Source organism: Flagellimonas iocasae (assembly GCF_042682725.1).
Classification (GTDB): domain Bacteria; phylum Bacteroidota; class Bacteroidia; order Flavobacteriales; family Flavobacteriaceae; genus Flagellimonas; species Flagellimonas iocasae.
Genome location: NZ_JBHUHU010000003.1, coordinates 177,442 through 202,178, shown reverse-complemented (window position 1 = coordinate 202,178; position 24,737 = coordinate 177,442). Strand labels below are relative to the sequence as shown.

26 protein-coding genes and 1 tRNA gene are annotated in these 24,737 nt (G+C 40.2%); 11 read left to right on the top strand and 16 right to left on the bottom strand.

Going from position 1 to position 24,737, the window contains the following annotated elements; genetic code table 11:
* Nucleotides 1-66: 66 nt before the first annotated feature.
* The gene (locus tag ACFSJE_RS08195; protein WP_379830502.1) at nt 67-564 is read right to left on the bottom strand and encodes a rhodanese-like domain-containing protein; all 498 of its coding nucleotides are present in this window, start codon (nt 562-564) and stop codon (nt 67-69) included.
* 84 nt (nt 565-648) lie between these two features.
* Between ACFSJE_RS08195 and ACFSJE_RS08190 the strand changes: the two genes are divergently transcribed.
* Entirely contained in the window at nt 649-2,196 is a 1,548-nt protein-coding gene (locus ACFSJE_RS08190) for a glycoside hydrolase family 32 protein (RefSeq protein ID WP_379830501.1), read from the top strand.
* Nucleotides 2,197-2,269: 73 nt separating this feature from the next.
* Complete coding sequence (locus tag ACFSJE_RS08185) at nt 2,270-4,084, top strand: pyruvate kinase (RefSeq protein WP_379830500.1); 1,815 nt, start codon at nt 2,270-2,272, stop codon at nt 4,082-4,084.
* A gap of 441 nt (nt 4,085-4,525) precedes the next feature.
* Here ACFSJE_RS08185 and ACFSJE_RS08180 read toward each other — a convergent pair whose 3' ends face one another.
* Nucleotides 4,526-4,753, bottom strand: coding sequence for a hypothetical protein (locus ACFSJE_RS08180; RefSeq protein ID WP_379830499.1), 228 nt, complete (start codon nt 4,751-4,753; stop codon nt 4,526-4,528).
* Between the two features lie 247 nt (nt 4,754-5,000).
* Here ACFSJE_RS08180 and ACFSJE_RS08175 point away from each other — a divergent pair, with 247 nt between their 5' ends.
* On the top strand, nt 5,001-6,527 hold the full coding sequence (locus ACFSJE_RS08175) for a GH3 family acyl-acid amido synthetase (protein WP_379830498.1): 1,527 nt from the start codon (nt 5,001-5,003) through the stop codon (nt 6,525-6,527).
* Nucleotides 6,528-6,530: 3 nt separating this feature from the next.
* Here ACFSJE_RS08175 and ACFSJE_RS08170 read toward each other — a convergent pair whose 3' ends face one another.
* From ACFSJE_RS08170 to ACFSJE_RS08145, 6 genes are all read right to left on the bottom strand, one after another.
* The gene (locus ACFSJE_RS08170; protein ID WP_379830497.1) at nt 6,531-7,094 is read right to left on the bottom strand and encodes a hypothetical protein; all 564 of its coding nucleotides are present in this window, start codon (nt 7,092-7,094) and stop codon (nt 6,531-6,533) included.
* Between the two features lie 123 nt (nt 7,095-7,217).
* On the bottom strand, nt 7,218-7,682 hold the full coding sequence (locus tag ACFSJE_RS08165) for a hypothetical protein (protein WP_379830496.1): 465 nt from the start codon (nt 7,680-7,682) through the stop codon (nt 7,218-7,220).
* Nucleotides 7,683-7,775: 93 nt separating this feature from the next.
* Complete coding sequence (gene cls, locus ACFSJE_RS08160; RefSeq protein WP_379830495.1) at nt 7,776-9,197, bottom strand: cardiolipin synthase; 1,422 nt, start codon at nt 9,195-9,197, stop codon at nt 7,776-7,778.
* Nucleotides 9,198-9,327: 130 nt separating this feature from the next.
* Nucleotides 9,328-9,531 carry a hypothetical protein gene (locus ACFSJE_RS08155; protein ID WP_379830494.1) on the bottom strand — a complete coding sequence of 68 codons (204 nt, stop codon included), beginning with the start codon at nt 9,529-9,531 and terminating at the stop codon, nt 9,328-9,330.
* A 34-nt stretch (nt 9,532-9,565) separates the two neighbouring features.
* Nucleotides 9,566-9,727, bottom strand: a complete 162-nt coding sequence (locus tag ACFSJE_RS08150; RefSeq protein ID WP_067034370.1) for a DUF1328 family protein — start codon at nt 9,725-9,727, stop codon at nt 9,566-9,568.
* Between the two features lie 174 nt (nt 9,728-9,901).
* Nucleotides 9,902-10,591 (bottom strand): SOS response-associated peptidase, encoded by a 690-nt coding sequence (locus tag ACFSJE_RS08145; RefSeq protein WP_379830493.1) that lies wholly within the window; start codon nt 10,589-10,591, stop codon nt 9,902-9,904.
* A 171-nt stretch (nt 10,592-10,762) separates the two neighbouring features.
* Here ACFSJE_RS08145 and ACFSJE_RS08140 point away from each other — a divergent pair, with 171 nt between their 5' ends.
* Nucleotides 10,763-14,089, top strand: coding sequence for a VCBS repeat-containing protein (locus ACFSJE_RS08140; protein ID WP_379830492.1), 3,327 nt, complete (start codon nt 10,763-10,765; stop codon nt 14,087-14,089).
* Nucleotides 14,090-14,100: 11 nt separating this feature from the next.
* On the opposite strand, the gene ACFSJE_RS08135 is transcribed toward ACFSJE_RS08140, so the two are convergent.
* The gene (locus tag ACFSJE_RS08135; protein WP_379830491.1) at nt 14,101-14,592 is read right to left on the bottom strand and encodes a hypothetical protein; all 492 of its coding nucleotides are present in this window, start codon (nt 14,590-14,592) and stop codon (nt 14,101-14,103) included.
* A 45-nt stretch (nt 14,593-14,637) separates the two neighbouring features.
* Here ACFSJE_RS08135 and ACFSJE_RS08130 point away from each other — a divergent pair, with 45 nt between their 5' ends.
* From ACFSJE_RS08130 to ACFSJE_RS08115, 4 genes are all read left to right on the top strand, one after another.
* Entirely contained in the window at nt 14,638-14,874 is a 237-nt protein-coding gene (locus ACFSJE_RS08130; protein ID WP_379830490.1) for a helix-turn-helix domain-containing protein, read from the top strand.
* Between the two features lie 69 nt (nt 14,875-14,943).
* Nucleotides 14,944-15,606 carry a hypothetical protein gene (locus ACFSJE_RS08125; RefSeq protein WP_379830489.1) on the top strand — a complete coding sequence of 221 codons (663 nt, stop codon included), beginning with the start codon at nt 14,944-14,946 and terminating at the stop codon, nt 15,604-15,606.
* Nucleotides 15,607-15,695: 89 nt separating this feature from the next.
* Nucleotides 15,696-16,190 (top strand): DUF416 family protein, encoded by a 495-nt coding sequence (locus ACFSJE_RS08120; protein WP_379830488.1) that lies wholly within the window; start codon nt 15,696-15,698, stop codon nt 16,188-16,190.
* Nucleotides 16,191-16,369: 179 nt separating this feature from the next.
* Nucleotides 16,370-16,762, top strand: a complete 393-nt coding sequence (locus ACFSJE_RS08115) for a DUF1398 domain-containing protein (RefSeq protein ID WP_379830487.1) — start codon at nt 16,370-16,372, stop codon at nt 16,760-16,762.
* 426 nt (nt 16,763-17,188) lie between these two features.
* Here ACFSJE_RS08115 and ACFSJE_RS08110 read toward each other — a convergent pair whose 3' ends face one another.
* Nucleotides 17,189-17,407 carry a helix-turn-helix domain-containing protein gene (locus ACFSJE_RS08110; protein WP_379830486.1) on the bottom strand — a complete coding sequence of 73 codons (219 nt, stop codon included), beginning with the start codon at nt 17,405-17,407 and terminating at the stop codon, nt 17,189-17,191.
* Between the two features lies 1 nt (nt 17,408).
* Nucleotides 17,409-17,936 carry a hypothetical protein gene (locus tag ACFSJE_RS08105; protein ID WP_379830485.1) on the bottom strand — a complete coding sequence of 176 codons (528 nt, stop codon included), beginning with the start codon at nt 17,934-17,936 and terminating at the stop codon, nt 17,409-17,411.
* Between the two features lie 286 nt (nt 17,937-18,222).
* On the opposite strand from ACFSJE_RS08105, the gene ACFSJE_RS08100 reads away from it, so the two are divergent.
* Nucleotides 18,223-19,164 (top strand): hypothetical protein, encoded by a 942-nt coding sequence (locus ACFSJE_RS08100; protein WP_379830484.1) that lies wholly within the window; start codon nt 18,223-18,225, stop codon nt 19,162-19,164.
* A 163-nt stretch (nt 19,165-19,327) separates the two neighbouring features.
* Here the strand turns inward: ACFSJE_RS08100 and ACFSJE_RS08095 are convergent, their stop codons facing one another.
* The 5 genes from ACFSJE_RS08095 to ACFSJE_RS08075 form a co-directional block, all read right to left on the bottom strand.
* Complete coding sequence (locus ACFSJE_RS08095) at nt 19,328-19,507, bottom strand: helix-turn-helix domain-containing protein (protein ID WP_379830483.1); 180 nt, start codon at nt 19,505-19,507, stop codon at nt 19,328-19,330.
* Nucleotides 19,507-19,941 (bottom strand): hypothetical protein, encoded by a 435-nt coding sequence (locus ACFSJE_RS08090; RefSeq protein WP_379830482.1) that lies wholly within the window; start codon nt 19,939-19,941, stop codon nt 19,507-19,509. Before ACFSJE_RS08090 ends, ACFSJE_RS08095 begins: the two co-directional genes overlap by 1 nt.
* A 12-nt stretch (nt 19,942-19,953) precedes the next feature.
* Nucleotides 19,954-20,337, bottom strand: coding sequence for a hypothetical protein (locus ACFSJE_RS08085; protein WP_379830481.1), 384 nt, complete (start codon nt 20,335-20,337; stop codon nt 19,954-19,956).
* A gap of 318 nt (nt 20,338-20,655) precedes the next feature.
* Nucleotides 20,656-22,311, bottom strand: a complete 1,656-nt coding sequence (locus tag ACFSJE_RS08080) for a tyrosine-type recombinase/integrase (RefSeq protein ID WP_379830480.1) — start codon at nt 22,309-22,311, stop codon at nt 20,656-20,658.
* A 137-nt stretch (nt 22,312-22,448) separates the two neighbouring features.
* Nucleotides 22,449-22,521 (bottom strand) — tRNA-Phe (locus ACFSJE_RS08075).
* A gap of 155 nt (nt 22,522-22,676) precedes the next feature.
* Here ACFSJE_RS08075 and ACFSJE_RS08070 point away from each other — a divergent pair.
* The gene (locus ACFSJE_RS08070) at nt 22,677-23,405 is read left to right on the top strand and encodes a type III pantothenate kinase (RefSeq protein ID WP_379830479.1); all 729 of its coding nucleotides are present in this window, start codon (nt 22,677-22,679) and stop codon (nt 23,403-23,405) included.
* Entirely contained in the window at nt 23,406-24,686 is a 1,281-nt protein-coding gene (locus tag ACFSJE_RS08065; RefSeq protein WP_379830478.1) for a hypothetical protein, read from the top strand. It abuts the gene before it with no gap.
* The last annotated feature ends 51 nt before the right edge of the window (nt 24,687-24,737 follow it).

Here is a 24,737-nt window from a genome sequence, read left to right as displayed (position 1 = left end):
CACCTATTTTGTGAAAAAATTGTGTTCAACTCCTATTATTCGATGATTGTTCAGGAATAGGAATTCTTATTTGTTGTAGACCTTATCCGCATTGGTTAAAAAACGTCCCCAATAGGTGTTGAAGGCATGAACTTTTTTGGTTTCCTGCTGCTGTTCATCATATACGGGATATCCCTTGTTTTTCCATTCAAAAATGCCTCCATACAAGTTTTTCACATTGGTGTAACCGGCATTTTTTAGACGTTCTCCAATATCTTCGGAACGCACCCCAATGGAACAATAAACTACAATGGGATTTTCCTTGCTGGGCACCTGTTGCATCACTTGGTCCAAATCAAAATCCTCATAACCAACCCAAACGGCGTCCTTTAAATGGCTCACCTGAAATTCCTCTTTTTCCCGTGCATCCAAAACAAGGGGCGTCTCCATTTCATGCAACTCCTCCACCGATATGTAATCAACAGTATCATCATTGAGTTGTTTTAAAGCCTTGGGAATGGATTGTTGTGCGCAAGACGAAATGCTCAACATTAAAAAGAGAAATATGGGTATAAAAAAACGCATTTATTTGGAATCTAAATCAAAGATAATTCAATAAATTTTTGATGGAATATTATGATTATCTTTTACGTCAGAAGCTTGAAAAACATGAAGATAAAAGTCGTTTTTTTTATAGTGACAGCTATGCTGGCAGGGTGCAAGGAAAAACAAAATAAAAAGCCAGAGCAAGTGGCCGAGGAACGGATTTACACGGAGCAATACAGACCTCAATTTCATTTTTCCCCTCCTGAAAAATGGATGAACGACCCCAACGGATTGGTCTATAACCAAGGAATCTACCACCTTTTTTACCAATACTATCCAGAGGATATTGTGTGGGGGCCCATGCATTGGGGGCACGCCACAAGTAAGGACCTGATGCATTGGGAGCACAAGCCAATCGCCCTTTATCCAGATGAGCATGGGCTTATTTTTTCGGGAAGTGCAGTGGTGGATAAGAACAATACTTCCGGTTTTGCGAAAAGTGGTGAAACTCCACTAGTGGCCATTTTTACCTATCATTTGATGGAGGACGAAAAAGCGGGTAGCAATGATTTTCAAACACAGGGTATTGCCTATAGTTTGGACAATGGAGACACCTGGACCAAGTACGAAGGCAATCCAGTAATTGGCAATGAAGGTATACGGGATTTTAGAGATCCCAAAGTGTTTTGGCACGAGGAGTCCCAACAATGGATTTTGACGCTTGTGGCCGGTGACCATGCCAAGTTTTATGCTTCCAAAAATTTAAAGGAGTGGAAGCATTTAAGTGATTTTGGAAAAACACAGGGCGCCCACGGAGGAGTTTGGGAGTGTCCAGACCTTTTTCCGCTTTCGGTTGAAGGTTCTAATGAACAAAAATGGGTGTTGATTATTAGCATAAACCCCGGAGCTCCCAATGGAGGTAGTGGTACCCAATATTTTATTGGGGATTTTGATGGGGAAAAATTCACATCCGACCAAATAGAACCTAAATGGGTGGATTACGGTACGGATAATTATGCCGGGGTTACTTATAACAATACACCGAACGGCAAGCGAATTTTTATTGGTTGGATGAGCAACTGGGATTATGCACGCGATACTCCTACCCAGAAATGGCGAAGTGCCATGACCTTGCCACGGGAACTTTCGCTCCACAAAGTTGCGGAGGATTATAGGTTGAAAAGTTATCCTGTGAAACAATCGGAGGCATTGGTTTCCATGGTTTTGGCGGAAAATGTTCTGGTTGAACCACATGCTTCGGACACTTTGCGGATTGATGGGTTGAATCAATCCCAACTTGAATTGAAAACCGTGTCCAAGGATTTTACCCTCATTTTCAAAAATGATATGGGAGAAACATTGGAGTTGACTTTGGATGCAAAGAGTGAGGCATTTATACTAAATCGGATGAAATCTGGAAAGGTTGATTTTCAACCTGAATTCGGGAACAAAAAGCATTTTATGCCCGTTGCGTTGACAGAAACCGAAATCTTCGATATAAAAATCCTATTGGATTGGTCATCCATTGAGCTATTTATAGATGGTGGAATTTATGTGATGACGGACCAGGTATTCCCCAACGAACCCTACAATTCCCTAATCATCCAAAATGAAAGCGGAACATCAGAAATACGACTTCAATCCATAAAACATATGGAATCTGCATGGTGAATTTGCCCTATCTGATTTTTGTCAGTTTTTAAAATTCATTTCAGTGTGATCTTTGGAAAATAAACCATAAGTCATGGCCACAACTCCTGATCAGCTTACTAAAATAGCCGTCCAGATAGATGAGATTTTGGATAGGGTTGCGCAGCATGAAAAGGAAAATGTGCCATTATTGCACAAGGTATATCCCACCTACAGGGAAAGTGCCCAAAATTTGTTGCATTATGCTGCTTTCCGAAGTTTTGATGCCAGGGAAATGCAAAAGGGACTCAAACGATTGGGGTTTACGCGTTTGGCCAATGCGGAGGGTAATATTTTGGGGAGCCTTATCAATCTAAAAAAGGTGGTGAACAGCCTTCAAGGGACTCCTTTGGAACTGGAGGGTGAAGGTGTTTTATCCATTGGTGAAGGAAAGCAATTGCTGAAAAAGCACACAGCCCAGTTACTCGGGGATAACAAAAAGGGCAGGCGCGTTCACATTATGGTAACCCAGCCCACAGAATCTGCCTACGACTATGAAAAGGTGTTGGCGATGGTGCAAAATGGCATGGATTGCGCGCGGGTGAATTGTGCGCATGACGGCCCTGAAGTGTGGGAAGCCATCATCAAAAATGTTAGAAAAGCTGCTAAAGAGTGCGGTACCGAGGTTAAAATTGCCATGGATTTGGCAGGTCCGAAAGTGAGGACTGGGGCCATTCAATCTGGACCCAAAGTGAAGAAGTTTAAACCCAAACGAGATGAGTTTGGGAAAGTGACGGCCGCTGCAAAAATAGAATTGGTTCCGAAATCAAAAGAATTTTTGACCGAAAGTCAAATCCCCGTAGATGCTCACTGGTTGAAAAAACTGGTTGTAGGTGACAGACTTCGCACAAAAGATATTCGGGGCAAGGACAGAAAGTTAAAAATAGTCCATACCCAGGAAGACAAGGTTGCGCTAAACTGCAATAAAACTCTTTATGTAGAAATGGGAACAGTCTTGGAACATCCAGACATTGGAGTGGCCAAAGTGGGCGAACTTCCCAGAATCCAGAAAGGCATACTTCTTCGGGTTGGGGATACACTCATAGTTTCAGGAAATGAAGCGGAAGGAGTTTTACCAAAATTTGACTCAAACAAGAAGCTGATGGTACCCGCAAGGATTCCTTGTATTCCGTCCCATATCGTTTCCAAAGCCAAGATGGGTGCTCCCATCCTATTTGACGATGGCAAGATTGAAGGGGTGATAAAAAGCATAGCGGATGATTTTTTTGAGGTTAAAATTACCAAAGCCAAGGAAGGAGGCTCATTATTGAAGGCTGAAAAGGGTATTAATTTGCCAACTTTGGATTTGGGGATGGATGGACTTACCGCAAAGGACAAACAAGATTTGAAATTCGTGGCCAAGCATGCAGACATTGTCAATTGCTCCTACGTGAATACAGAAGAGGATGTAATCGGCCTACTGAATGAATTGGAGGCTCTTGGGGTCAAGGATAGTTTGGGGATAATTTTAAAGATAGAGACCAATACGGCCTACAAAAACTTGATTGGTATCTTACTTGCCGCAATGCAGACCAAACTTTTAGGGGTTATGATTGCCCGCGGAGACCTTGCGTTGGAAGTTGGTTGGAAGAAAATGGGTATGGTACAGGAGGGAATCCTATCCTTTTCCAGTGCAGCCCATATTCCAGTGGTCTGGGCCACCCAAGTCTTGGAAGGCTTGGCAAAAAAAGGCGTGCCTTCGCGGTCAGAGATTACAGATATTACTTCTTCCATTCAGGCAGAATGTGTTATGCTCAACAAAGGGCCGCACATCAATGAAGCCATCCAACTATTGGATGATATTCTTTCCAACATGGAGACCTCACATGAAAAAAAGGAGGTGATGTTGCCCAAAATGGAATGGCTTTGATGCCATCTTAAACTAAAACAAAAAAAGAGGCACCTGGGTTTCAGATGCCCCTTAAAAGAGACTGGTTTACTACTAATGGGTTAATTAATGGATAGTGTTAGTGTAGCTTTAATTGATGTAAAGGTATAGACTGTTAATGAGGGAGAAAACAGAGATAGCAATTACAAAATACCAGAAAAGGTAACCTAATTTTGCTTCTACAGTGTTCATTTTAGTTGAGTGTTACTTAGCGTTGAAAAATTATTTCTACTCTCCGAAATTACACAAAACACTGGGCCTACAAATCACAATTATATCCATGGCAAGAAATAGGACATAATTGGTAATAATTACTTTGTAAATGGAAAATGGCCTTTTTGGAAATCAGGAATTGAAACGAAGGAATCCTGTAAAACCTGAAAATTAAATGTATTTTTTACCTGTAAATCAGGTAATTACGAATTAAACCAGGGGAGTTCCCTTCAAGCGCTTTTCAATTTTGCGCTTTTTTTCAGTAAGACTCTTCATGATGTCCATTAATTTGGAATCTTTGGTCTTTTTATAAATCTCATTGATGGAAAGAATAAGCTTTTTAGCTTCTCTAGAAGCCTCAACCCTGTCGCTGGTGGACATGTGGCTCAATGGTCTGTTTTCAAACTCTTCTGCGTGGGCAAGTAAATCTTGAGTCATTTTTGTTTAAAATTAATCTGGATTGCTTAAATATAAAGGTTAGTTCCATATTTTATGCCTATGGAACGATTCGATTTTCATATTTATGAAAACATTAAGAAGAACTCGTTTCAACTGCCTTTGTGTTTTCCAGTATTTCCTAAGTTTTTACAATTTGTTCATTTCGATTAATCAAAAATTGAATTGAGTAAAGCTTGAAAAACCGACCGATGTATTTTTAGGTCAGTAACTGTAAAGTTGAAATACAATGGCAATCATAGGAAACATCATAAAAGGTTTTATAGAGGCAAGGGATTCATTGAGTCAAGAACGAAATCCGGTGGAGGAGCAGCAAGCGGAACTAAAAGATTTGCTCACCCATGCAAAGAACACCCAGTTTGGAAAACATTTCGATTTTGAATCCATTATGGCTTCGGACGATATAGGAAAGGCGTTTGCTAAATCCATTCCTTATTACGACTACAACAAGATTTCCAACGAATGGTGGAGCAAGGTTGTTGATGGTGAACCAGATGTTGCCTGGCCGGGAAGACCAGATTTTTTTGCTCTGAGTTCTGGGACAACCGGGAAGGAATCCAAGAGGATACCCGTTACTGAAGATATGCTGTCTTCCATAAAAAGTGCGGGAATCAAGCAGATTTATGCACTCAGTAATTTTGATATGCCCGCTGAATTTTTTGAAAAGGAAATTATGATGCTGGGAAGTTCCACCGACCTGGAGGAACGCAACGGGCACAAGGAGGGGGAAATCAGTGGAATCAGTGCCAGCAACATCCCCTTTTGGTTCAAGAAATTCTACAAGCCCGGTGATGAGATTGCCCAAATTGACGATTGGGACCATCGGGTCCTAAAGATTGCGAAAGAAGCAAAGAATTGGGACATCGGTGCCTTGAGTGGAATCCCTTCTTGGATGGAACTCATGCTCAAAAAGGTCATCGAATACAATGAAGTTGAGCATATCCACGAAATCTGGCCCAATCTTCAGGTTTATACCTCTGGCGGGGTGGCATTTGATCCTTACGAGAAAAGTTTCAATGCCCTATTAGGTCATCCCATTCAAATTATTGACACTTATTTGGCTTCGGAGGGATTTTTGGCTTTTCAGGATAGGCCAGACACCTCTGCGATGCGTTTGATCACCGATAATGGAGTCTATTTTGAGTTTGTTCCCTTTAATCCGGAATATGTCAATCAAGATGGCTCTCTTACTGATGATGCCCCCTCCTTGACCTTGGATGAGGTTGAAGAAGATCAGGATTATGTATTGATCATTTCCACAGTTTCGGGTGCGTGGCGCTACATCATTGGCGATACCATCAAATTCACAGATGTAAAACGTGCAGAGATAAAAATCACTGGAAGAACAAAGTTCTTTTTGAATACGGTGGGTTCCCAACTTTCGGTAAACAAGTTAAACGACGCCGTGAAGCATTTGGAAGATGAACTGGATATTAAAATCCCCGAATACACCCTTTGTGCGAAGCGATTCGATGACGGCTTTTACCATACCTGGTATTTGGGCTCGGATAGCAAAGTGGATTCCAATAAAACGGCTGAGGTTTTGGATACCTACCTGAAAGGGGCCAATAAGAATTACAAAGTGGCCCGAAGCAAAGCTTTGGAAGGTGTAAAGGTGCATTTTGTACCCCAGAACATCTTTGCCGAGTGGAGCGGTGCCAATAAAAAGAAAGGTGGTCAGGTAAAAATGGAGCGGGTTATGGGTGAGGAGAAATTTGCCGAATGGGAGGATTTTGTATCCCAAAAGGCCAAATAGTATCTAGTTTTTGGTCTTTTCTTCGGTTGCTTCGACCATTTCCATGATTTCGTCAGGTGACAAGTAGTACTCTTTGATGCGTTCTTTGTAGAGCGGGTCAATATCAGCGTTTTCCAAAATGAATCGTTTGGTTTTGATGATATAATTGGACATGCCCCTTAACACAGCAAAAGAATCGGCTGCACGCTCGGCCTTTTTTACATAATCCTTTAAAAAAGCATACCGGAAGCCAAAGGCAACCAGGTTGATGCCACTTCTATTTTGGTAGTCCATTACATGACCCAGTTCATGCCCTATCCAACCAATAAGAACATCTTGGGGAACATTCGTGGTTTGATATTCTTGACCCGTTATTTTGAATTTTTCACTGATCAATATGCGGTAACTCCTGTTTTCCTTGGAACTAAAAATTCCTTGCAAGGTGGGTTGCGCCTGCATTACAGATTTTTTGATGTTCTTTTTAAACTTGAATTCAATGGGAACATCCTCAAGTTCTGGAAAGTGCGTTAGGGCAATTTCCACTTCGGGTCTAATAATTTCCGGAATTGTTTTTTTAGGCTCACTCAAAACCAAATACATTATAAATAATAGCAAGAAAAATGAGAATAACTGCTTTACTCTAACTTTCAAAACTTTTTGGAGATAAAAAAAGGGCAAACTTAGTTGCCCTTTTTATGTGATTAGTGTTTATTAAAACTGGTATCGGAGACCCAGGGCTATGTCCAAATCTAGGTCATCAGAATAACTGTCATTAAATCCAAGTTCTGGTCGCATATCTAGGGAGATGATTAGAGGTATGTCAAAATCATACTCAATACCCAAGTCACCAGCAATCAATGCAAAGGTACCGTCATTTTCTCCGGCATCAAAAGAACCGATTCCACCACCAGCACCTACGTACCAGTGAAAACCACCATCTATTGGCATTACCCATTGGTAAAGTCCTACCAATTTAAAGGCGTCAACATTATTAGAGTCTCTCCAACCTAGGTCAAACTCCAATCGGTTGTTTTCATGTAGATATCGTTGGTATGAAATCTCACCTCCAAAGCCGTCATTGTCTCCCACACGGATACCCAGTGCATTTTTAGAAATGCTTTGCGCACTCATGGTTACCGCTGTCAGTAAAAAAAGAATACTTAAAATAGTTTTCATAATTATAATGTTTTGCTGCAAAGTTAGGGCGGCTGTTATTTTGGGTTGCCTCAAAAAAATCAATGTTTGCCCTAAAAGGTAATTGGACGGATTTTATAACAGCGGTTTGAAGAATTTCGCGAGTCCTTCCATTAATTTCATCCAATGGGGGCGATTTTTGAATTCCTCTAGTGAGATCTGCTCCGCTTTTTCGCAAAGTGCATCAAACTCGTCCGTCATTTCTTTGCTGATGCCTTGGTCGTAAATAAGGATGTTGGCCTCGTAGTTCAGCTCAAAGCTCCGGATATCAAAATTGCCAGAGCCGATGGAGACCAAATCATCATCAACAAGCATTGCTTTGCTATGGGAGAAATCATCCCGAAGGTAAATTTTTATCCCAGCGTCCAAGAGTTCCTCAAACTGTGAGAACATGGCGTACATGGCCGCGCGGGAATCCGATTTTTTGGGCACTAAAAGACGGACATCAATCCCTTGAAGAGCAACCACGATGAGGTTTTGGTAAAAGGCCTCACCCGGTAAAAAATAGGGATTGGCAATACGGATAGATTTTTGCGCCTGATTGATCATCCCAAGATATTGCTGCATAATGGTGGGGTGATTGGAATCCGGGCCACCGGCCACTACTTGGGCATTGACCTCACCGCATTTTGACTGTTCAAAAAGGAAATCCTCCATTTTAAATTCCTCTTTGTTGCTCGCAAAGAAGTAGTCCTTCAGAAAAACGAGGTGAAGGTCGTTCACGATGGGTCCCTCCAGCTTTAAATGGGTGTCCTTCCATTTACCCAACTCCCCTTTATTTTTTATGTATTTATCCGAAATGTTCACCCCGCCCGTAAAGGCAACTTTGTTATCAATGACCAGAATCTTGCGATGATTTCTAAAGTTGAGATAAAACAGTAGGTTTTTTACCCGAATGGGCATAATGGGATGAATTTTCACCCCAATGTCCTGAAATCGTTTTTTGGGTCGCCCGCGCAGGCTGTAGCTTCCAAAAGAATCATAGATGATGCGGACTTCCACCCCTTCGGCGATTTTCCGTTTGAACAGTTCCAACATTTTATCCAATAGTCCCCCACGTTCCAGAATGTAATATTGCACATGAATGAATTTTTCGGCCTTTTCCATGGCCTTGAACAGGGTGTTGAAGGTTTCACCACCATCTTGAAGCACTGTAATAGCATTGCCACTCGTGGCCAACGTATTGGAATTGGCATAGGTGAGCTGGTTCAACCGCTTTTTCCTGATGTCCGAGTCAAAATTGGCGTGGAATTTATCTGATGATGGGGCATTTCCGTAGGAAAACCGCCTGCGACGTTCAAAATCCTTCGTATTGAAAAATTTAAGCTTACGCCTGTTTACACCAAAAAGATAATAGAGGATGGCACCGACAAAGGGCAGTCCAATAATGGCAAGGACCCAACCAATAGAGCGGGAAGGCCGCCTACCATGGTAAATTATGGAACCGATGCACCATATTGAAAGTGCAACGTGAACAATGATGAAAAAGGTCTTCAAAACAGAAGGTTCATAATTAATTGCATTCTAAGCTACTGCACAAAACAACAATACGCAATGGTTTTGGGTAGGTGCATAAAAAAACTCTGGACAACTGTCCAGAGTTTTTAGGGTATAGGAAAGTAGATGATTAATGGTCATCCGTCATGTCTTCAATTTCATCTCCTACATCATCTGCGGCGTCTTCAATATCGTCGCCTACTTCTTCCACACCATCTTTTACATCTTCAACGGCCTCTTCAGCCTTTGTTTTTTCGGTCTCTCTGCAACTGGTCAAACTCGCGCTGGTTGCAAAGGCAATTAGTAGCATTAATAAACTCATTGATCGTCTCATATCTGTATTTTTTATTGATTAATAATTGTAATTTTTAAAGTCGTTTTCTTCCGGTTATCAGTGAAATAATGAATAACACGATAAAAATGAAGAATAGGATTTTGGCAATACTCGCCGCACCGGCGGCAATTCCTCCAAAACCGAAAATTCCGGCAATGATGGCTAAAATTATAAAGGTGACTGTCCAACGTAACATATCTGTATTTTTTTGGTTGCTGTCTGACTAACTCTTAATCAGTACACTACAAATTTGCATGAATCAAGAGGCAAACCTTGCTCCTATCAATTTTGAAATTGACCCAAACGCGATAAAGTCAATATAATCAGGGGATTGAGTCAAAAATCAGGGATTATTTGGCCAATAGGTAGACTATTTTTCCAAAAAATTGGGATGCAAAATGTAATCCGTGGGCCTCAGGCTTTTAAAGAACTCATCGTGCATAAGATTGGCCTTGAGTTCAACTTCCGGTGGATTATTAATGATTTCCGCTAAGGAATTGCCATCAAAATTATGGGCCAGCCAAGATTCCGCATAATCTTTTGGAATGATGATGGGCGCCTGGCTGCTTATGTCGTGATAACTGGAAACAAATGCATTGGTTTTGGACGTTACTAGGGCGCAACATTGAAAACCATCTTCCAGAACATTGTAAACTCCCGCCAAATAGAAGGGCTTTCCATTTTTCTGGGTAACATAATAGGTATACGTTTTTCCATTTTTCAGCAAATGGGTGTAAAAACCGGAAACGATGACGAGACACCTTCGTTTTACAAAGGACTCCTTCATCCATTCCACACGTTCTAAATCCTGAAGTTGTACATTCAAGGTATTGGCATTGTTTTGAAAAATGTACCAATCCTCTTTAAAATTTTGGGGCATCAGACCCCAAATGGCGTAAGAGACTTTATGGTTTTCCTGAGCGGTAACAACACATACATTGGTCTCCTTAAAACCATCAATGATGGTATTTGGGGTATATAAATGGGGATATTTGAAATGTACTCCAAACTCCTCCTCAATCGCTGCCCTTTCTACTGCATTGGAAAGTTTGTAAATCATAATATCAAATAATATGGGTGCAAGTACGGGTTAAATTCCATATTGGCTTGACTCAAAAAAAGTTAATCGTGATGCGTATCCCAGAAGTTGTGCAGTTTTTTGGTCTCTTTTTGGCAAAAATGCCCTGTTATAGATAGGAGATTGATATATTAATGACCTAAACCACCAACCATGCGCTTTCATTTTTCGGGGATTTTTATTGCGGTTTGCACATGGACCACACTTGTTTTGACTTCCTGCACAGAGGATGTGCAAACACTTTTTGTGTTAAAACCCTCCTCGGAAACCGGGATTACTTTCAATAATGTTATTGAAGAAACCGAGACCTTCAACATCCTTACCGAGGAACTTATTTATAATGGTGCCGGGGTCGCCGTAGGCGATTTCAATGCGGATGGAAAACCCGATGTGTTTTTTTCAGGCTCCAAAGTGGCCAACAAATTATACCTTAACCAAGGTAATTTCAAGTTTACTGATATTTCTGTTGAAGCTGGGGTGGAAGCTGTAGATAAATGGAGCACTGGGGCGGTAATTGTCGATATCAACAACGATGGACTACTAGACCTTTATGTTTGTGCCTCCGTAAAAACGGGGGCGAATATGCTCTTTGTCAATCAGGGGGTAAATGCCGAAGGCGTACCCAAGTTCAAGGAAATGGCCCAAGACTACGGCATTGCCGATACAGGAAACTGCACCGCTGCCACTTTCTTTGATTATGATTTGGATGGCGATTTGGACCTCTATATCCTCAACAACGTCATTATTGACGAGATGGGGAATGCCATTCCCACCAACTATCGGCCAAGGGTTTTGGATGGTAGCGCCTTGAGCAATGACCGTTTCTATCGGAACAATGGTGATGGTTCCTTTTCCGATGTTACCATGGAAGCCGGCATCACCATCGAAGGTTTTGGACTCGGTTTGGCCGTGAGTGACATCAACATGGACGGGTGGCCCGATGTCTACATCAGCAATGATTACATGACCAACGATATTCTCTACATCAACCAAAAAGATGGCACTTTTCGCAACGATATTGAAAAACACGTAAAGCACCAGAGCCGCTTTTCCATGGGGTCGGACATTTCTGATTTCAACAACGATGGCTTTCTGGACATTTTTACGTTGGATATGCTCGGGGATAGCAACCTGAGGATAAAGACCACCATCGGCGAGCACAATTACATTTATTATACGCTCAACAAGCGTTGGGATTACGAGTACCAATACATCCGAAACATGGTTCATTTGGGCAACGGACCAGATGCACCGTTTAGCGAAATTGGACTCATGGCAGGCATTTACAAAACCGATTGGAGCTGGTCACCTTTGGTGGTGGATTTTGATAATGATGGAAATCGGGATTTGTTGATCACCAACGGGTTTCCTCGCGACATTACCGACCGGGACTTTGGGGATTTCCGACTGAAAGTGGGTCCGTTTACCAGTCCCTCCCAAATTTTGGATTCCATTCCCGTGGTGAAGATTGCCAACTATGCCTATAAAAATAAGGGTGACCTCACTTTTGAGGATGTCAGTGAAAAATGGGGACTCAGTATTCCCTCGTTTTCCAATGGCGCAGCCTATGCCGATTTGGACAATGATGGCGATTTGGATTATGTGGTGAACAACATCAACGAAGAAGCCTTTGTTTTTGAAAACACCTTGGAACCGCAACCCGACAAGCATTTTCTACGACTTCAATTGCAGGGGCCCAAGAAGAATCCTTTGGGGATTGGGGCTAAAGTGGTGGTTCGGTTTTCTGATGACAGCATGCAATACGCTGAAAATTATACCACCCGTGGCTATATGTCCTCGGTGGAGCCGGTGATGCACTTCGGGTTGGGAAATCAAGATAAAGTGGCATCTATTGAGGTGCTTTGGCCCGATGGAAAGCTGGAAAAACTGTCAAATGTAAAGGTTGACGAAGTGCAGACCATCAACTATACCAATGCCAAAGTTTCGGAGGATGGACACCTTGCCTTTCCATTTTCGCCGCCAAAAACAAAGACCTTGCTTACCCAGAAAACAGATATTGATGGACTTGACTTTGTGCATGAAGAACAAGACGTCATCGATTATAATCTGCAGCGCACACTACCGCATAAACTCACCCAAAATGGACCTTGCTTGGCCATTGGGGATATCGACGGCAACGGCACCGATGATTTTTTGGTGGGAAGTTCCAGTGGCTACTCGCCCATGGTATTTTTTCAAAGCCCCGATGGCACTTTTGTGCAACGACAGCTGTTCAGCGAACCGCAAGATTGGGCCTATGAAGAAGAAGGTATTGCCCTTTTCGATTTGGAAAATGATGGGGATTTGGATTTATACCTCGTTTCGGGGAGTAATGAGTTTATGCCGGTGGGCAACAAGCATACGGATAGGCTTTTCGTGAATGATGGCGAAGGAAACTTCACTTTGGCAACAGAACTTTTGCCCGAGATCAATGCCAGTGGCTCCGCGGTGGTGACCACAGATTTTGACGGCGATGGCTTCACCGACCTTTTTGTAGGGGGACGCAGTCCCATGGGTTCCTATCCCTATCCCGATAAAAGCTTTTTGCTGAAAAATGAGAACGGAAAGCTGGTCGATGTCACCGAACAATGGGCTCCGGGCTTATCTAAAGTGGGTATGGTTACCGATGCCCTTTGGAACGATGTCGATTCGGATGGTCGTTTGGATTTGATGGTGGTTGGCGAGTACATGCCCATCACCATTTTTAAAAATAACGGTCGTGGTCTTACCCCGCTTCTGGAAACTGGATTGGAAGACGAACTGGGCTGGTGGGAAAGTATTGCCGGGGCCGATTTTGATGGCGATGGCGATACCGATTTTATCGTGGGCAACATTGGCGCCAATAATTTCTACCAACCCAGCAAGGAAAATCCCGTCACCGTTTTGGGGAAGGATTTTGATGGTAACGGCAGCATGGACCCCATCGTGTTTGCCTATTTTAAGAACAACGAGGGTGCGTTGGAGTCCTTTCCGGTGAATTTTTGGGGTGATATGTTCCAACAGAGTCCCATTTTTAGAGGGAAATTCAATTTTTATAAGGAATATGGTATGGCCACCCAAGCTGATATCTTTACCGAAGCCGAACGCGAAGGCGCCCTAAAACTCATCGGGAACCAGGATAAGAGCAGCTACGTGGAAAATCTGGGGAACGGAAAATTTAAACTGATTCCATTGCCCAATGAGGCCCAACTGGCACCCATCAACGATATGCTCATTACCGATGTGGACCACGATGACCATCTGGATGTGTTGTTAGTTGGCAACGATTATGGCAACGAAACCTTTATTGGCCGTTTGGATGCGCTGAACGGGCTGCTGCTCCAAGGTGATGGCAAAGGCAGTTTTACTACCGTGCCCAATTATAAAAGTGGGTTTACCGCCCCTGGCGATGCCAAGGCCATGGGGCAAGTGAAGACGGCAGCTGGTAAAACGCTGTATGTGGTGACCCAAAACCGGGATTCTTTATTGGTTTTTGAATAGCACCGTAATAGTTAATGGGCACACAGCGGCGTGCAATGGCGTTCCAATTTTAGGATGCCTTGGTACAAATGCGTTACTTCCACCCGTAGGGTGGGGTCTGGGGAATCTATCTGAAAAGAGAGTTGCAATCTTTCTTCATCTACGAACAATCTACCTTGATCTAAAGGGCGTGGCAGAGCCAACATTTTTACCTCATGGAACTTTTGGGTCTTGGCAATCTGAAATTGAAAGGAGAAGCTAAAGACCAGATTATCCAGCAAAGTCATCTTCGCCAGCCCTTTTTTTGGCATTTTTTGAAGGATAAGACGGCTCTGGGGCCGCTGCACGCAGTGCAACAGTTGCCCGTTTTGGTGGTTGCAAATTTCTAGGGAGGCAAAGGTAATCTGCAATTGGGTTTGGGAACTTTGGTGGAGGAAGTTGGTAATTGTTTGTATAGGGTTTGGATTTGGCTTGCCCCATTTGTTAGATGCAATTTCTGAATGCTCCATAATGCTAGTTGACATATATGTTTACTCCGTCAGCGAATATAGAAACTAATATTGACATGTATGTCAATAACCGAAGAAATATTAATCGCCTACCAAAAGAAATTGGGTCAACGCATTAAAGAGATTAGAGAGAGCAAAGAATTATCTCAATTGGATGTCGCCTCTATTTGTGATTATGATAAGACCACCATATCAAGAATAGAGAATGGAAGAACCAATATTACTTTGAAAACATTGGTGACTTTGGCCTTGGCAATGGAAGTGGATATTTCCAAGCTTTTTGAGTTTGGGGATTGATTTATTCTTGCTTTAAAGTAAAGCAATGTATCTTATAGTTCTATAAACAAGTAAGACTCAAAACTCACCTTGACAAATAAAATTAAAATAAATGACAATTTATGGTTTACTGTTTTAGGCAATAAACTAATATTTGGACACTCTAAAAAAAGTCAAAATCACCACCATACAATTTCATATGGAAATAAATCAGGATTTTTTGATTTACATCTAAAAAATGAAAGGACTGGGAAATACTTTACGGTTATTACATTTTCACATCAAAATTTCCTCGAAATATTACCATGGTTGAAAGGCCAAATATTTAATTCTATTTTCGATTTAGAGTGTTTAAATAAGACCCTATTAATTCAAGACAATTTTGAACTGTTTGAAATCCATGACTTGGGGGATTTAACGCAAGAATTTGGGATTTTAACAAAGAAGAATAGGATACAAATCAATCAAGCCTCAGATGAATTTAAAACATTTATTGACCTTCTTTTAAAAAAGCATCAACTGACAAAAGTAGATTTTGAAAATATTTCTAAAAAAAACCAATTTCACGGAATTGCAAAATCAGAAAATGATAATTTTTTACTCATAAAAAATCCATTTTTGGGAAATGAATTATATCGATTAAATGATTTGGACCTGAATATAGAGTCTGTTTTAAGAAAAATTCTTGGAGATGAAGTTTACGAACAAGTTTTGAGAAGACTAAATGAAGGAATAACAGAGCTAGAAAAATAATAAACACATATTGTTCTCGCACCCGCAAGATTGCATCTTGTGGTTTTATGCCACAAAAATTTTAATTGATACTATTCCAAATAATCATCATGAACTACGCCGAGTTTGAAACCAAGTTTAAAAAACAAGTATTTTCTATTGATTTTGATAAACAATTGGCTTTGGCGATTGAGGTTTGCAAAAAACTCTATTTTGACTATGTTGAGTTTTCAGAGAAGTATCAATGGGGCGATAAAGACATCTTGATGGATGCAATAGCAATTTTGGAGCAGTCTAAAAATAAAGACGTGAACAAAAGTGAAATTGACCAAATGCTTAACCAAATAGATGATGTTACACCAGATATGGACGACTTTGGAAGTGACGAACAAGGTTCCTATGCTTTAAATTCTTGTGTGGCTGTTTCCAACTCGCTACAATTTCTTGTTGACAGACTCCCTGAGCATATTTATGATATTGGTATTTGTTTTATAGATACTATCGACTTTAAAATTCAGGAAAAGCAAAGTTTGACGGAGCAAGAAATCGAGAAACACCCATTAATGATTGAAGCCAGAGAATTCTTAATTGGAAAATCAAAATAAGCCTCCGCTCCCGCAAGATTGTATCTTGTGGTGTGGCAAAAAGCGCTAAACAAAAAACAACACCAGTCATCGGTTTTATTCTTATTTTAGGGTGTGGGGATGTGTTTTACTTTTCAACAAACAAGTTACCTGCAAGCTGAACCCATTGAAAACTTGAAATAGCCTTAAGATCACAACCTATGTTTACCCTTGAAAAAATTCACGAAGCATTTGCAAAAGTTAAGAGTGGTGCCGACTTTCCCAAATTTGTCCAAGACCTAAAAGGGATAGGGGTAACCCACTACGATAATTTCGTTTCGGATGGCCGGACAACCTATTATGGAGAAAATGATTTTACGCTTTACGGGGCATCAAAATATCCTGAAATGCAGGTGAATGACAGTAGCTCTTCGGACCGTTTAAAACACGCCATCTCCATTCATCAACAAGGACAAACGGATTATCCAACATTTTGCAAACAAGCAGCAGACGCCGGAGTTGAAAAATGGACCACCCATATGATTGAAATGACAGTGACCTATCTCGATAAAAAAGGACATAAATTGACTGTTGAACCCATCCCGAAACCTTAACGAATGAATAAATGCCAGCGGCTACCAATGGCTATAAATAAGGTTTGCCTTTCGGTAGACAGTTTTTCTTCGCAATCGGCAGTAATATCTTGTGGTTTTAACAGAGAAAGTTTCCAAACAAAAAACCCGGCAAAGTTGCCGGGTTTTTTGTGGTACCTCCAGGGTATTACTTCGGCAAAAAATTATGTTTTTTGCTCAGCATAAACTTCGATTCCGTTTTGTTCCAAAACAAAAGCCCATCCAAATTGGATGGGCTTTTTGTAGTTGCCACTTCGTGGTACCTCCAGTACTAGAACAACTCTGAAACACCCTATATTCATTGACTTTATCATATTTTGTTGGTACCCGTGGGTGCTAATTTAAGTACCTATAGGGTGCAATCAAAATATTCGGGGTACCAGTTTGATTTTTTGGTGGGGTACTATGTTATGGTTTATCCATAACCCCTTCTCTGATTAAGAACCCCATTATTGAAACGGTATCTATCAATCTTCTTTTCTTCCATTTTACACCTTTGATTTTCCCATCCTTCAAGTACTGGAATACTGTTCTTGTGGATATTCCCAATTTCTCACTACAATCTTCCACGGTAATCCATCGGTATTCATCCAACCCTTTTATTTTTTCCTCAAAATAATTTTCCATTTTATACCCAATTTTCTTTTTTCAACCTCTTTATCTCACCGATAACATATCTGTTCACCTCTGGTTGTATAATCCAGTTCTCGTTCCAGTTTATACTCCAATCCCTTTTATCAACGGTACCCAATATAATCAGGTGGTTCCTCGAACCGTTCATAACCTTTATCTTATCCCTATCCTTCGTATCGGGTACAAACCCAATCATACTTTCATTTATTTTTCTGAAGGGTACAACGGTATCCATCTTTGTATTTATCATATCCAGTTTTTGGTTCAGTTGCAAGGAGTAAGAGGGTAGGTACTTTTTCCATTTATCGTATTTGTTCACTAAATCCATAATCTTGGAATAATCCATATCGGTATCTTCTTTAAGGGTACTTATCATTTTATCCCTTTGGTAAGGGATAACACCCCTTTCTATCAGGTGGTTCAAGACAATGACGTCCGTGTACTTCATCACACCCTGTATTCCACTTTCTTCAAGTAGTTTTTTCAATCCATCCAATTCAAAACTTGGTACTATATTCTTCATATTTTTTCATTTAGGTTCATAATAATTCGTTCCAACTATAAATATGATGGTGGGTAAGAAAAAGTTCCTATATGCAAAAAAACCAGTTCCGATATATAAACTGGTGTTTTACGGTATTTAAACAAGGGGGGTGGGGGTACTTTTACAAGAAATTATAAAAGATTGGGGTAATAACTTTTAATTGAATAATTTGAAAGACCTAATCAAAACGTAAATATCAAACCAAAACGAAGTTTCTATATTGATTAAGGGTTAAATTAGAGAGTAGTATTTTACACCAATTATTATGAAAAATGTGATAATCTTTTTTATTAGTATTCTAGTTGTATCTCCTTTGTATAGTCAAAGGTCATACGGAGAAAAAATAAAGACTAACAAGGATGATTTAAGTTTTTACAATTTGAGAGGTAATGTTAAGTCCTTGAAAACAAAGAATTATCGAGTTGACAACTCAAAGATGAATCCCATATCTTCTGAATTAATTAAGTTCAATTTTCAAGGATTAATAATAGAGATGGTTCAATACGACTCAAGTGAAAGGATTGAATCATGGAAAAAAATGAAGTATAATGGAGAAGGGAATCTCATAGAGATTTTAAACCTCAACAGAAGTGGAAATATAACATCAAAAGAAATATATGAACTTGATGATGAAGGATTTATGAAACGTAAAACAACCCTTGACGGAAATGGGAAAATTTTAGAGAAATCACCCTTACACCAATACCAATTCAACAATCAAGGAAAAGTCATAAGTGAAGAATATAACAATTCTATAGGTGTGTTTAAGGTTACTCATGTATATGACGATAATGGTAATGAGATTCTAAAGACATTCTATCAAGGTGGGGAAGTTTCAAATAAATATGTAAAGAGTTATGATTATAAGGGAAGAATAGTGAAATCAGACGTTTATGATTATTCAAGTTTAACCTCAAGTGTGCAGTATAAATATGATTTCTCGGATAACATAATTTATTCAGAGTTTATTAATCTTTCTGGTTTTTTAAAGGTCAAAGAGATAGTAGAAAAAGAATACGATAATTGGAATAATGAAGTTTCTATTTTTTCTGAATCATACAATTTGGATGGTGAGTTTTTGGGAGGATATTCTATATCGAAAAATTATATCTATGATAATCAACATAACTATGTTAGATGTACAACGTTGTCTTCGGATAATTTACCTTCAGACATTGAAGATAGGTTGATTCAATATTATCATTAATTTATAATACCACCATCCTTACTTTCCAAAACCTTAAATATTTAAGGTTTCAATAAAGGTGTGTTTTATTCCTTACAAAAGAAGAACCCCCGTCAAGGTTATTGCTGGGGGTTCTGTGTGGAGGTTCATCATATTAGTATATCAAACATTCATATAATTTCTTTTAACCTCTGACGGGTTCTCTAAATGAGTTTTCCCATTCTTCCAAATCCTCTTTATATACCCATCTCTGTTGAGGTGTAATCTGTGTGATGGGTAATCCTTTTTCCTTTATCCAATTGTATATCGTCCTTGTACTGACGTTGTACCTTTCCGTCAGTTCATCCATTGTATATCTTTCCATCATAATTTATTTACTGTAATCAATTTATATCCTTTACCATCCATAAAGTTGTACCAATTCTGGAAGTGGTTTTCACCATCAAACTTTTTTATCATTCCACCGTATTTTCCGTAGGGGTTCTTATATCCTATCTCGTATTCATTCCCATCATTTATTTCAAGGTTCTCCAACTGCAATCCATTCAGTTCATCACCCCATATTTCATCCATAATCTTATTGAGTTCAAGTTCATCACTACCTTTTTCATCATAACCGTTCTCCAACTCAAACTCCCAGATAAATTCTTCCAAATCAACCATATCAAACTTATCTTCCACGTACTTCTTTAATTTATCCACTTGGTTCTCGTCAAGTTCCATTCCGATAAGTTCCATATTCCGTAATCTCTGTTGTTCCTCGGTGAGTATATCTTTGTTTTTTATTCCATCTATCATAGTTACTCCTTTTTATACAAGTGTTTTACTTGTTCTGTTCACAAATTTGTTCATGTATCTATTGTATTGGTTTTCATCTCTGACATCATCTATAAATATGGTTCCCCACTTTCCAAAACAAGTATCAAAACTTCCTTTTTTATTTATATCACCACCAACGAACTTTTGCAGGTTTTCGTGGAGGTTCTCTTTATCCTTGTACTGGAAAAGGGAGTGTACGTGGTACCCGTTCCTTCCTTCATCCCTTTCAATGGTGTAGGTGGTATATACCGTATCCTTCTTTTTTAACTTCTTGTGGAGGGTGTGTATCTGTTTGTTGAGGTTCTTTATACTTGGATTGTACCTTTTGTTCCCTCTGTAATCCCATTTTCGTATCGTACATATAACTTTATCCATATCACTTATAGTTGGTTACTGGGTATAAAGTACCCATATACCCTAATCGGTTCCATCAATTTTTAACCTCGTACTCTCGTACTAAAAGGTGTTCAACTATAAGTATGTGGAAAAAAGAAAAACGTAAGGTTTTTTGGAAAAAAGTGGAAACTTTAACGTTTTTAAGAAAAAAAGAAGTTCTAATTGTACCTCAACATATAACCTACCCAATCAAACCACGTGATATCTGGTTGGTTATCCAATTCTTGCAGGTACCTCAACCCTTGTATTCTTTCGTATTCTCTACGGAGTTCCTTTCTTCTTTTCTTGGAGGGTATCTTATTCACCGATAATCATTTTTTGGAAAAGTTCATCGTACTTTTCCTGTGTAATCCATTCCTTATCAAGGGAATATTTAAGTTTTTCTATCTCTTGTTCCTTTTCTTTGGAAAATGGGGAAGTTGTTTTCTGCTGAGGTTTCACCTTTTGGGTTTTCAAGGATTTGTTTTCCTCCACTATCATCTCACTAAACAAATCATCGTTCTTGTACTTAATATCCTCGTCAAGTATCTCATAATAACCATCAAACACCTTTCTACTCTTGTGTCCGGTCATTTTCATAATCGTTCTAATCGGGGTTCCTTTTTGGATGTGTGTTCTAATGAACGTTTTTCTACCGATGTGGGAAGAAACTACCTCGTGTAAAGAGAGATATTCGGTACTATCCTTAATTTCTTCACCGTTCAGGTTCCACTCCGTTTTTTTAACCTTTCGGTTTAATCCAACTATCCTGCAAACCTCTTTTATGTAGTTGTTGAATTTTTGGTTCGTTATACTATTTCCATATCTGGTACGTGGAAAAATATGGTGTTCCAAGTTTTTACCCGTGGAGTATTTCTTATATATCTCAAACGTTATCTTGTTCCTTGGTACTTTAACCATATTTCTTTGGTTTTTAATCTTTCCCATATAATACGAAAAGTACCCAACCGTAAATCCCTGTTCTTTATCAACTACCTTATCATATACCAAATCCCCCACCTTCATATCCACCAAATCCCCCCATCTGCAACCCACGTTCACAAGAAAAACCAACATATCCTTATACACCTCAAAAGTGGTGTAGGTTCTACTTTTCTCCCCTTCTTTGGAGTGTACCCACCTATCTTCCATATAGGTAAGTCTTTTTTCCTTGGTAAGTATCTTTACGTGTTCGGGGTTTTCTTCATCAAACCCCTTATACTTGTACAGTTTCACCACCTCGTCCCTGGTAAGAAAAACTATATCAAGGTTTTCATCAGTTCCCAAAAACACCTTTTTCGGTTTTCTGATTTGGAATGTGGTGTTGTACTTCTCTTTACTCCAATTTGAAAAGTGGGAGAGTACCTTTACCCTTTTCTTTATCGTGGAGGGTTTTAACCCTTTGGAATCAAAACTCCATTTGATGAACCCATATACCCAATCCCTATCAAGTTCATCGGGGAAAAGAAGTGTATTGTTTTTATTCTGATAATAAGTGGTGTATTCTATAATCTGTTTTATACAAGAGAGTACCCATCTCCTTGTACTTTCCCTATTCTCGTAATGTTCACTTTTGATGTAATTTTCATACTCCACCAGCAAGGGTAAGAAGTGTATTTCCCTTTGTGTACCTTCCTTTCTTTCCTTCCGTTCCTTCCTTAAATAACTCTTTACGAGTGGTACAACGGGTTCCTTATCTTGTTTTTGTATGGTAAGTACCACCCCATTTATTTCATCCAACTTATTTTGAATCAATAAGTTTTTTCCTCGGTGTTCCCTATCCGTTGTCCTTATCGGTTTCTTGGAAGGTTTTTTTCTCCAATTTTCATCCCAATCCTTAACCAAACAAGAAACCCCTGTGGTGATTTTTGTTCTCTCCCCGTTATAGTAGTAATCGATAACCACCCTCACTTCATCATCTTTGGTGGTATCTTTTTTACTCTTTTTGTAGTCTAACCGTGGATATAACCCCATTTCAACCTCTGATTTCTCTATACAATATACGAAAAAAAGGTGAATTTTAGTACCCAATTTGGTACCCAAAGAGTGTTTTGCGGAATTAAAAAACCCCTAACTAGTTGATATTCAATAGTTAAGGGTTTGAATTTGTGTGGTACCTCCAGGAATCGAACCAGGGACACACGGATTTTCAGTCCGTTGCTCTACCAACTGAGCTAAGGTACCAGTATTTCAATTATGCCTTACATCAGGCGGGCTTGCCCGCCGCAGCGGAACTTCGTTTCGCGAAGGCGGGTGCAAATATAATTTCAAAATTAGGATATACAAACAAAAACCATAAAAAAGGCATTCCTTTTTTTGCAATTCTCGATCTTTGCAGCATGAATCTGGTCATAGACATTGGCAACACCCTTATTAAATATGCCGTTTTTGAAAATGGCAAGCTTATTTATGACCAAAGTTCGGAGTCGGGCCTGTTTCTCTCCAAGGTCAAGGAATTGTTTGAGCAGTACCCCAAAATTAACAATGCCCTTATCTCCTCCGTAGGCAAACTGGACCGAAAGGAGCGCGATATTGTGGCTCTGTTCTGCAAGGTGCACGTGCTCACGCATGATTCCAAAGTGCCGTTCAAGAACAGCTACGCCACGCCCCATACCTTAGGTATGGACCGAGTGGCCTTGGCCACCGCAGCATTTTATCACAACCCCCGCGGAAATACCTTGGTCATTGATGCCGGAACCTGCATAACTTATGATATGGTGAACAATTTTGGGGAATATGTAGGTGGGGCCATTTCACCGGGCATACGCATGCGGTACAAGGCCATGCACAACCAAACTGCGGCACTCCCGCTGCTGGAACCGGAGGATATTATTGATTTTATTGGGAATTCCACCGCAACCAGCATGCACAGTGGGGTGATCAATGGGGTTTCGAAAGAAGTGGATGGGGTGATTGAGCAGTATCGTGGTCGTTTTCAACATTTAACAGTTATTTTAACAGGGGGCGACGCCCATTTTTTTGCGAAAAGGCTAAAAAACACCATATTTGCGAATTCTAAATTTCTCCTGGAGGGGCTCAATTGCTTGCTGGAATACAACAAACGTTAGATGGTTAAGAAATTTTTGATTGCAATTTTTTGCGTGGCCGCACAGGGCCTTTTTGCGCAAAACGGTACCATATCACCATATTCATATTTTGGGATAGGAGATCTTAGAAATTCCGGTACGGTGGAAAACCAAATGATGGGCGGAATGGGGATGTATGCGGATAGTATCCACGTTAACCTTCAAAACCCGGCGGCCTATTCCAAATTACGGCTTACCACCTATACTGCGGGAATTGGCCATACCGAATACCGTTTAAAGGATTGGACCGAGGAACAACGCATATCTTCCACCAATTTGGATTATTTGTCCATCGGATTCCCAATAGCTGACAAAGTTGGGATGGGTTTTGGATTGATGCCGCTTTCTTCCGTTGGATATAGCCTTAGGGATGAGACCACAACTGGTTCCGGTTCCATGGTCACCAATATTTATTCAGGCGAAGGGGGTTTGAACCGTATCTACGTTTCGTTCGGTTTTGAACCAATTAAGAACCTAAGTTTGGGTGTCACGGCCAATTATAACTTCGGAACCCTTACCTATCAACGTATCCAGAGTGTGGAAAATGTCCAGTTTGGAACGTTGGACAACCGGGAGTCAAGAATTAATGGGTATGACTTTAACTACAGTTTAAACTATACCCCTACCATTAAAGATAAATACACCCTGTTTACCTCCGTTCGGGTGAACACGCAAGGGAATCTGGTCTCCAAAAATTCACAGCGATTGGGGTCGTTTTCTCTGGTAACAGGAAGCGATATTGAGGTCATTGATGTGAACCTCGATGCCACCAACAGAAGAAACACCGAACTAAAGATGCCCACCCGCACCACTGTTGGTTTGGGATTTGGTGAAGATAAACGCTGGTTTATGGGGGCTGAATATAGCTTTCAGCAGTTCAGCGATTTTGAGAACACCTTCCTTGGATTGGAGAATGTTACCTATAATGATGCGAGCACCTATGCCTTCGGGGGCTATTGGGTGCCGGACCATCGCTCCCTTTCAAGCTATTTTAAAAGAGTTACATACAGAGCTGGATTACGCTATGATGTAAGTGGTTTAGAGGTCAACAATAAAGAGATAAACAATTTTGGCATAACTTTTGGATTAGGATTACCGATTGGAGGTATTACGTATCAATCAGCCTTCTCAAATTTGAACCTCGGATTTGAGTTGGGAAGAAGAGGAACCACTGATGCTGCATTGATTGAAGAAAGTTATTTTAAAGTCAATGTGGGATTATCATTAAATGCTAGGTGGTTTGAAAAAAGAAAAATAAATTGATAAGGCCTTTTTTTAAAAAAATCATAATTAACCGACCATATGAATCCTTGT

What these genes read in the sequence shown, in the direction of transcription:
- ACFSJE_RS08100 (WP_379830484.1), top strand. Translation starts at nt 18,223, where the DNA reads ATGAAAAATGTGATAATCTTTTTTATTAGTATTCTAGTTGTATCTCCT.
- ACFSJE_RS08115 (WP_379830487.1), top strand. Translation starts at nt 16,370, where the DNA reads ATGTTTACCCTTGAAAAAATTCACGAAGCATTTGCAAAAGTTAAGAGT.
- ACFSJE_RS08175 (WP_379830498.1), top strand. Translation starts at nt 5,001, where the DNA reads ATGGCAATCATAGGAAACATCATAAAAGGTTTTATAGAGGCAAGGGAT.
- ACFSJE_RS08135 (WP_379830491.1), bottom strand. Translation starts at nt 14,592, where the DNA reads ATGTCAACTAGCATTATGGAGCATTCAGAAATTGCATCTAACAAATGG.
- ACFSJE_RS08090 (WP_379830482.1), bottom strand. Translation starts at nt 19,941, where the DNA reads ATGATAGATGGAATAAAAAACAAAGATATACTCACCGAGGAACAACAG.
- ACFSJE_RS08070 (WP_379830479.1), top strand. Translation starts at nt 22,677, where the DNA reads ATGAATCTGGTCATAGACATTGGCAACACCCTTATTAAATATGCCGTT.
- ACFSJE_RS08080 (WP_379830480.1), bottom strand. Translation starts at nt 22,311, where the DNA reads ATGGGGTTATATCCACGGTTAGACTACAAAAAGAGTAAAAAAGATACC.
- ACFSJE_RS08145 (WP_379830493.1), bottom strand. Translation starts at nt 10,591, where the DNA reads ATGATTTACAAACTTTCCAATGCAGTAGAAAGGGCAGCGATTGAGGAG.
- ACFSJE_RS08180 (WP_379830499.1), bottom strand. Translation starts at nt 4,753, where the DNA reads ATGACTCAAGATTTACTTGCCCACGCAGAAGAGTTTGAAAACAGACCA.
- ACFSJE_RS08185 (WP_379830500.1), top strand. Translation starts at nt 2,270, where the DNA reads ATGGCCACAACTCCTGATCAGCTTACTAAAATAGCCGTCCAGATAGAT.
- ACFSJE_RS08120 (WP_379830488.1), top strand. Translation starts at nt 15,696, where the DNA reads ATGAACTACGCCGAGTTTGAAACCAAGTTTAAAAAACAAGTATTTTCT.
- ACFSJE_RS08095 (WP_379830483.1), bottom strand. Translation starts at nt 19,507, where the DNA reads ATGGAAAGATATACAATGGATGAACTGACGGAAAGGTACAACGTCAGT.
- ACFSJE_RS08085 (WP_379830481.1), bottom strand. Translation starts at nt 20,337, where the DNA reads ATGGATAAAGTTATATGTACGATACGAAAATGGGATTACAGAGGGAAC.
- ACFSJE_RS08140 (WP_379830492.1), top strand. Translation starts at nt 10,763, where the DNA reads ATGCGCTTTCATTTTTCGGGGATTTTTATTGCGGTTTGCACATGGACC.
- ACFSJE_RS08105 (WP_379830485.1), bottom strand. Translation starts at nt 17,936, where the DNA reads ATGAAGAATATAGTACCAAGTTTTGAATTGGATGGATTGAAAAAACTA.
- ACFSJE_RS08130 (WP_379830490.1), top strand. Translation starts at nt 14,638, where the DNA reads ATGTCAATAACCGAAGAAATATTAATCGCCTACCAAAAGAAATTGGGT.
- ACFSJE_RS08165 (WP_379830496.1), bottom strand. Translation starts at nt 7,682, where the DNA reads ATGAAAACTATTTTAAGTATTCTTTTTTTACTGACAGCGGTAACCATG.
- ACFSJE_RS08195 (WP_379830502.1), bottom strand. Translation starts at nt 564, where the DNA reads ATGCGTTTTTTTATACCCATATTTCTCTTTTTAATGTTGAGCATTTCG.
- ACFSJE_RS08150 (WP_067034370.1), bottom strand. Translation starts at nt 9,727, where the DNA reads ATGTTACGTTGGACAGTCACCTTTATAATTTTAGCCATCATTGCCGGA.
- ACFSJE_RS08155 (WP_379830494.1), bottom strand. Translation starts at nt 9,531, where the DNA reads ATGAGACGATCAATGAGTTTATTAATGCTACTAATTGCCTTTGCAACC.
- ACFSJE_RS08110 (WP_379830486.1), bottom strand. Translation starts at nt 17,407, where the DNA reads ATGGAAAATTATTTTGAGGAAAAAATAAAAGGGTTGGATGAATACCGA.
- ACFSJE_RS08065 (WP_379830478.1), top strand. Translation starts at nt 23,406, where the DNA reads ATGGTTAAGAAATTTTTGATTGCAATTTTTTGCGTGGCCGCACAGGGC.
- ACFSJE_RS08190 (WP_379830501.1), top strand. Translation starts at nt 649, where the DNA reads ATGAAGATAAAAGTCGTTTTTTTTATAGTGACAGCTATGCTGGCAGGG.